This is a genomic window from Virgibacillus sp. MSJ-26 (genome assembly GCF_018918075.1).
In the GTDB taxonomy this organism is placed as follows: domain Bacteria; phylum Bacillota; class Bacilli; order Bacillales; family Amphibacillaceae; genus MSJ-26.
The window spans coordinates 47,073-53,589 of sequence record NZ_JAHLPW010000024.1; the positions used below are offsets into that span (position 1 = coordinate 47,073).

At 36.9% G+C, this 6,517-nt stretch carries 4 protein-coding genes; 1 reads left to right on the top strand and 3 read right to left on the bottom strand.

The annotated features are described in order from the left end of the window. Positions 1-215 precede the first annotated feature (215 nt). The 3 genes from KQI49_RS16850 to KQI49_RS16860 form a co-directional block, all read right to left on the bottom strand. Positions 216-764 (bottom strand): DUF488 domain-containing protein, encoded by a 549-nt coding sequence (locus KQI49_RS16850; protein WP_216490759.1) that lies wholly within the window; start codon positions 762-764, stop codon positions 216-218. Between the two features lie 125 nt (positions 765-889). Continuing rightward, positions 890-2,806 carry a vWA domain-containing protein gene (locus KQI49_RS16855; RefSeq protein ID WP_216490760.1) on the bottom strand — a complete coding sequence of 639 codons (1,917 nt, stop codon included), beginning with the start codon at positions 2,804-2,806 and terminating at the stop codon, positions 890-892. An 11-nt stretch (positions 2,807-2,817) separates the two neighbouring features. Beyond that, positions 2,818-3,696, bottom strand: a complete 879-nt coding sequence (locus KQI49_RS16860) for an ATP-binding protein (protein ID WP_216490761.1) — start codon at positions 3,694-3,696, stop codon at positions 2,818-2,820. Between the two features lie 254 nt (positions 3,697-3,950). Here KQI49_RS16860 and helD point away from each other — a divergent pair, with 254 nt between their 5' ends. After that, positions 3,951-6,245 (top strand): RNA polymerase recycling motor HelD, encoded by a 2,295-nt coding sequence (helD, locus tag KQI49_RS16865; protein ID WP_216490762.1) that lies wholly within the window; start codon positions 3,951-3,953, stop codon positions 6,243-6,245. The last annotated feature ends 272 nt before the right edge of the window (positions 6,246-6,517 follow it).

Sequence of the window (6,517 nt, forward strand, 5' to 3'; positions counted from 1 at the left end):
GGCGAGTGATTTCTATGATTGCTAGGGCTTTGAGATTTTGTCTATAAATGTAGAGGATAGAAAGGTACATCCACATGAAAAAATATGACTGTTTGGAAGTATCCATTTATTACCGAACTAATTTTGGCACACCCTATAACTATATGTGCAAAATTTAAAATTAGAACGGCTTTTTGAATAAGTTTTGATATTAACGATGATTATATTTTGAGGTTTTAATATTTGGGGTAAACCACTGTTCCATCTGATTCGATAATTGGCATCGCTCCCCATCTTCCTAGTTCGTGGATAATCATTTCAACATTGTCGTCTTTAATGTCAATGATATGTTTTACTTTCCAGTCGTTAGCAGTTAGCCAATTACTGATTAGCAATCGATGACAGCGTGACGGATGCCGTTCTGCACAACAGTATGCAACTTGGTTCTTTGTTGCTAAATCTTTTAATTCGTCAATCCCTTCTTGAAAGTCTGTGCTTAATGTATAGTCGGCATAGTTATGAAAAGATTGGTTTTGCCAAGCATTGTTTAACGCATCTTGAATATAAGGCGATCTCGGTCGACGTCCTCCTAATAATGGTAAATGTTGATAGTCAACACCTGATTGGGGAAGCCATTTCTCCATATTTTCTTTTTTGAAGTGAGGATATTTTCTGCTGGCCGGGATGGATCGGATATCTACTAGTGTATCGACACCGGCGTGATGCAGCATATGGAGAAACTCATCTTTTGTATGCATAGAATGCCCGATTGTAAAAATAGTCATGAAATGCCTCCTCTAGAGCACCCTCAACAGTGCTTCCAACATAACATATTTAATACCCTCTTTTTGCTTACTTAAACATAACTAGCGATACGTTTCTGCGGGGGGAGGCTAGGCGTTATACATGACTATAATGTTTTTAAAATTAATTTCTTTAACAACGGAGCAAACTGTTCAGGAAGTTCTTCTACATTTGGTACCATGGCGCGTTGCGTGCCATAAATATTTTTCATTGTTGCATCTTCATTTTCAGCAATTTCATTATTAGCTAGGAACATTCCGATGACGTCAATTCCTTTTTTACGTGCTTCTAAGACAGCCTGGTGTGTATCCACAATCCCGTTTTCTTCATAATCCATGGCTGCAGGTTCACCATCAGAAAAGATAAGCAAAAATTTATTGCTTTCTCGCCGTGCTTCAAGTTCTTTCGTCATCATGCGGATGCTAAATCCGTCTCTGTTATCTTCTTGGGGTTCGAGTTGCATAATTTTAGCTCCATTTTTTTGATAAAGAGAATCTGTAAAAGAATGGATGGTGTGAAAGTAATTAGGCTGGTAATTATCTTTTGTATGTGTCGCATCCTCCCAAAAACCTACAATCGAATGAGGAATGTTTAATTGGCTAAGAACTTCATGAAATAAGACGATGCCGCGTTTGGTTTGATCCATTTTATTATGCATTGAAGCAGAACAGTCGACGAGCAATGTAAATACCGCATCAATTTCCTTTGATTGATGATCTTTTTTGTAAAATATTCGCGGGTTATCTTCAAAAACAAGTGGTAAGAGGTTTTTTGATAGTCTTCCCATAGCTAAACCGTCTCGCGGTTCAGTCTGTTTATGTTCAAGGGTGTTTTCTATTGTCTTAGCAAGTTTCCGTCTCATTGAGTCAATATCTAAAACTACTTCATCATAATCATGTTTATCTTGCTCTGTAGGCACCTCCGCATGCTTAACAATGGCTACCGCATGTTTGTTTTCTTCACCAAAAGGACTTTCAGATTGATGGCCGGCTTGTTTGGACTCTTTTTTCTCGAGAGTATCGAGTTTGGAATAATCCTTTTGCTCACTTTCACCAGAGGCGCCTTGAATGGATGCCATAGCTTGGTCACCTTCTTCGGTCTCACGCGTTCCACCGCCGAGAAGATCGGTTTTCGTTCCTTGTTCGAGATCAAATTGAAGGAAAGTTTGTTTCCGGTCTTCATTTTTATTTTCCCGATGCCAAGTAGAAAAGGTTTCATCAATATAGTCGCTTTTCTCTTTATCCACTTCTTCTAAATCATCATTTGCTAATGGATCTGTTCGAGTTAATTCATCAAACAAATTATTTCGCGTATAAATATTAATATGAGCAATCGGGAATATGAAATAGTCATTCATAGAATCTTGATACGTATTTATTAACCGAGCGACAATTTGTTCGACAAGACGGAGGATATCTTCAGTTGCTTTTACTTCAAACAGAGAATAGATGGCTGGTTTCAATTGTTCAAGTTGATGAAGTTGTTTTTCATCAGCTTGCGGGAACTGAGGATCCGGCTGATCAGCTTGTACCAATAAAAAGATCAAACAAAATAATTCATCAATGGCATAACCTTTCGTAACGTTCGTTTTAAGTTGATTGGTAAAATAGAATTTCAGATATTCATTTCGTTTTTTAAATAAAGTGACGGTGCCAGGACGGTCTTTTTTAATAAGTTCCTCGAGACGAAAGTTTTCAAAGAAAGTTACAAGTTGACTAGTAAAGCGGGGGAGCGTTGATTCATTAAAATAGTCATCCATAAAATTACGCAACGGTTGGATGGCTGTGTAATGCAGGTTTCCTAAAGTGCGTAAATAAATATCAGTTTTATAACCAGCCACTTTAAGATTTGAGTCATTTTGATCCCAAAAAGTGCTGGCGGTTACTTTATTATCTGTCACATCGAGATAAGATCCATAACTAAAGTCAAAATGTAAGTCAGGTTCTCTAGACAAAACGGTTGTTAAGTCTTGTAACTGTAAAAAAAGATCTGTATCTATTTTTTTATCATGAAATCGGTACATGACACATTCTCCTATCCAAAAAGGGTTTCAGCCAAGTTTCGCACAAATTCTTTCTCTCGATCTTCTTCCAATTTATCGACAATCGCTCGCTGAATGGCTCGCTTTGGAGGGATATAGACACTTAAATCGCAAGCATCAAGCAACGCTCGGATGGATGCAGCGTCTTCTGACATTTTGCCTTGGATAGAGGCTTGAATGAGATCAGAAGATAGAGTGGTGAATAAGTCAATAGTAGTCTCATTTGTCAGTTTCGTGTTTGTTTTAATTAATGTCTTCAATTGCCCTCCTTGAATATACGGCACTTCGATGACAATGAATCTATTTTTTAAGGCTTCATTAAGCGGAACCGTCCCAATATAGCCTTCATTAATGGCTGCAATCACGTTAAAGCCTTCTTTTGCTGTAATCATTTCATTTGTAAAAGGATTGGTGACTGTTCGGCGATAATCAAGCACGCCGTTTATTAGTGGTAAAGTCTCAGGTTTTGCCATATTTATTTCATCAATATAAAGAAAAGTACCATGTTTCATAGCGTTTGTAACGGGGCCAGGGACAAAATCAATGATCTGTTTACCGTCTTCATAAGACAATGTTTTAAAGCCCATTAAGCTTTCTGCATCTAAATCAACGGACGAGTTAATACTAAACATTGGTTGGTTGAATAGATGAGAAAGTGTTTCAGCAAATTTTGTTTTTCCGGTGCCGGTTGGCCCTTTTAAAAGAATATTTTTACCCATGCTTAAAGCTGCGATGGCATCGTATAATAAAACAGGGCTCGGTGGCACATACCCGCTTTGTTTGATTAGTTCTGGGAAAGCATCACTTGATTTTTGTATTGTTTCATTCAGTATATCGTTTAGTTGGTTTGGTAAATCATAGTTTAATGGCATGTTGAACACCTCGAATTTTAATATCATATCATCGTATATAAACACCATAATAAAAAAGCAGCTGCCAAAGAGCTACTTTTTTGCTTAATATCGTGTTATTTATTTACATTAACATAGACGAAACCCCTTAAACATGGTATATTTAAAAGGTTAGTGCAATTAATTTCATAATATATAGTTATCCAATATATATTATACTAGTCTGTTTAAGAAAAGTCAATACATATCTTAATATCTTTATGGAGGCTGGTTTAATGAGCGAACTTTCTAAAGAACGTTACACGGAAGAACAGCGAATCAAAGGGGTCATCAAGGAAATTAAATTAAAAGAGAATGAGTTATTTGCGAAATCATCTGGTTTAAAAGAAAGTGTTATTGATTTACGAAAAGGTTTCTGGGAAGACGTGACAGTTAATATAGAAGACCCAGACGATGCCATCGAAACAGAGGCCAGCATTAAGCAACAAGCTGAACTATTAATAGAGCGAGAACGAACTCATGGACATATTTCAGAAGAACTGAAAACTCTCGACAGACTCAAAGAATCACCTTATTTTGCACGAATTGATTTCAAGGAAGATACGGGATCACTTAATGAGAAAATATATATCGGTATGGCATCTTTTATGGATCAAGATGAAGAAAATTTTTTAATTTATGATTGGCGTGCTCCAATCTCCAGTCTATATTATGATCACTCTCCTGGAAAAGCAGCGTATCAAACGACGGAAGATACAATTACGGGTGATATGACATTAAAAAGGCAATTCATTATCAAGCAGGGCGAGTTGAAAGGTATGTTTGATACAGGTGTAACGATTGGTGACAGTCTCTTGCAGCAAGCTCTTGGAAATAATGCCAGCACAACCATGAAAAGTATTGTCGCCACCATTCAAAAAGAGCAAAATAAAATTATTAGAAATGAACAAAGCAGACAGTTAATTGTCCAAGGGGTTGCCGGAAGTGGAAAAACGTCAGCAGTTATGCAACGTATCGCGTATTTAATGTATCGTTATCGAGGCGAACTTGAATCAAGTCAGATGATGATGTTTTCACCGAATCCTCTTTTTTCTAGTTATATCTCGAATGTCCTGCCAGAATTGGGGGAGGCAAATATCGAGCAATCAACGTTTGCAGATTTTTTACAAGAGCGGTTGGGTGAAGAGCTACAGATTGAATCCCCATTTAAGCAGACGGAGTATGTGCTATCAGAAAAAGAAGATAAAGAGTATTCCGCTCGTCGGGAAAATATCCAATATAAATCCAGTCTAGAATTCAAAACGTTAATCGACACCTTTGTTAAGAGTTTAACAAAGGAAGGCATTCAATTTAGAAACATTACCCTTCGTAAGCGTGTACTCATTTCTAAAGAAGACATCGCTCAATATTTTTATTCGATGGATGACATTGTGTCGTTGCCCAACCGAATGGAAAACACCTTAAAATGGCTACTAAAGCAAATTGAAAAACATCAAGAGATTGAAAAGAATAAGGACTGGGTGATGCGTCAGGTTGAATTGATGGATCGGGAAGATTATTTAGATGCTTATTACAAAAGTCAAGAAGGCGAAGAAGTTGATAGCAGTATAGAAGAAGAGGTACTAAGAGAAAAAGCCGTAAATAGAATTTTCTCCTCAATAAAAACACGTATAAGTGATTATGCATTTGTTAATGTCTTAGCCACATATCGAAAGCTATTCAAAGACTTAAAACTAGAGAAAGAACCGGCGTACTGGAAGAGTATTTGCCAATTGACAGAAGAAAATCTGGCGAGAAAAAAACTGTTGTGGGAAGATGCTACACCATTTTCATATTTTAAAGATCGGTTAATTGGCGCAACTGAAGACCGTTCGCTTCGATATCTATTTATCGATGAATCCCAGGATTATACGTTATTTCAGTTTGCGTATATTAATTTTTTGTTTCCGTATACACGGATGACGCTTCTCGGAGATATTAATCAAGCAATATATTCTTATGCCTCTAAAGAGAATCCATTACTATCAAGTAACTTGGAAAATGCGGAAAGAATCACGCTCAATAAAAGCTATCGATCAACAAAGCAGATTGTTGAGTTCACGCGTTATTTTGCTCCTGGCAAAGAAAAAATTATCCCGTTTAATCGAAAGGGATCTAAGCCGCAATTAATTACCCGCGCGGAGGAAAATTTATTAGGGGCCATTCAACATCAAATTGACACACTAACAAAAAATGGACATGAATCAATAGCCATCATATGTAAGACAATGGAAGAAACTAATAAACTATATAACGGATTAAAAGGAAACAAGCCAATTCATTTAATCCATGAAGAGACCTATATGTTTCAAAAAGGCGTGGTAATTTTACCGGTTTATTTGGCAAAAGGGATTGAATTCGATGCGGTTATTATACCTGATGCTTCCAATGACATGTACGGGGAAGATACAGATCAAACATTATTCTATACGGCATGTACAAGAGCAATGCATGAATTGGTAATAGTGATTGATGGAGAAAAGAGCCGGTTTATTGAGATGGTCCCTCATGAGAAGTATATAGAAGTTTAGTCCGTTTAAAGGTTCCAGTGGAATTATATTAAAGAAGAAGGTGAAGGGAGCCCTTTATTAGGGGTGAACTAGAAGAAGTGAAGATGCAGGAAGATGAGTTGAATTATAATCTTTGATGTTTGATATAGAAAAACCTTGAGTGATTATGCTCAAGGGCTTGTCAAATAAAGTGTGTAAGTTCTAATTTATTCAAGATATTTTAACACCCTATCTTTTAGATCATCATGGATTAAAAGTTGGTTCATAACCATCGCCCAGTTTGGTATACGACC

Coding starts and splice junctions, on each gene's coding strand:
- KQI49_RS16850 (WP_216490759.1), bottom strand. CDS start 764: ATGACTATTTTTACAATCGGGCATTCTATGCATACAAAAGATGAGTTT.
- KQI49_RS16855 (WP_216490760.1), bottom strand. CDS start 2,806: ATGTACCGATTTCATGATAAAAAAATAGATACAGATCTTTTTTTACAG.
- KQI49_RS16860 (WP_216490761.1), bottom strand. CDS start 3,696: ATGCCATTAAACTATGATTTACCAAACCAACTAAACGATATACTGAAT.
- helD (WP_216490762.1), top strand. CDS start 3,951: ATGAGCGAACTTTCTAAAGAACGTTACACGGAAGAACAGCGAATCAAA.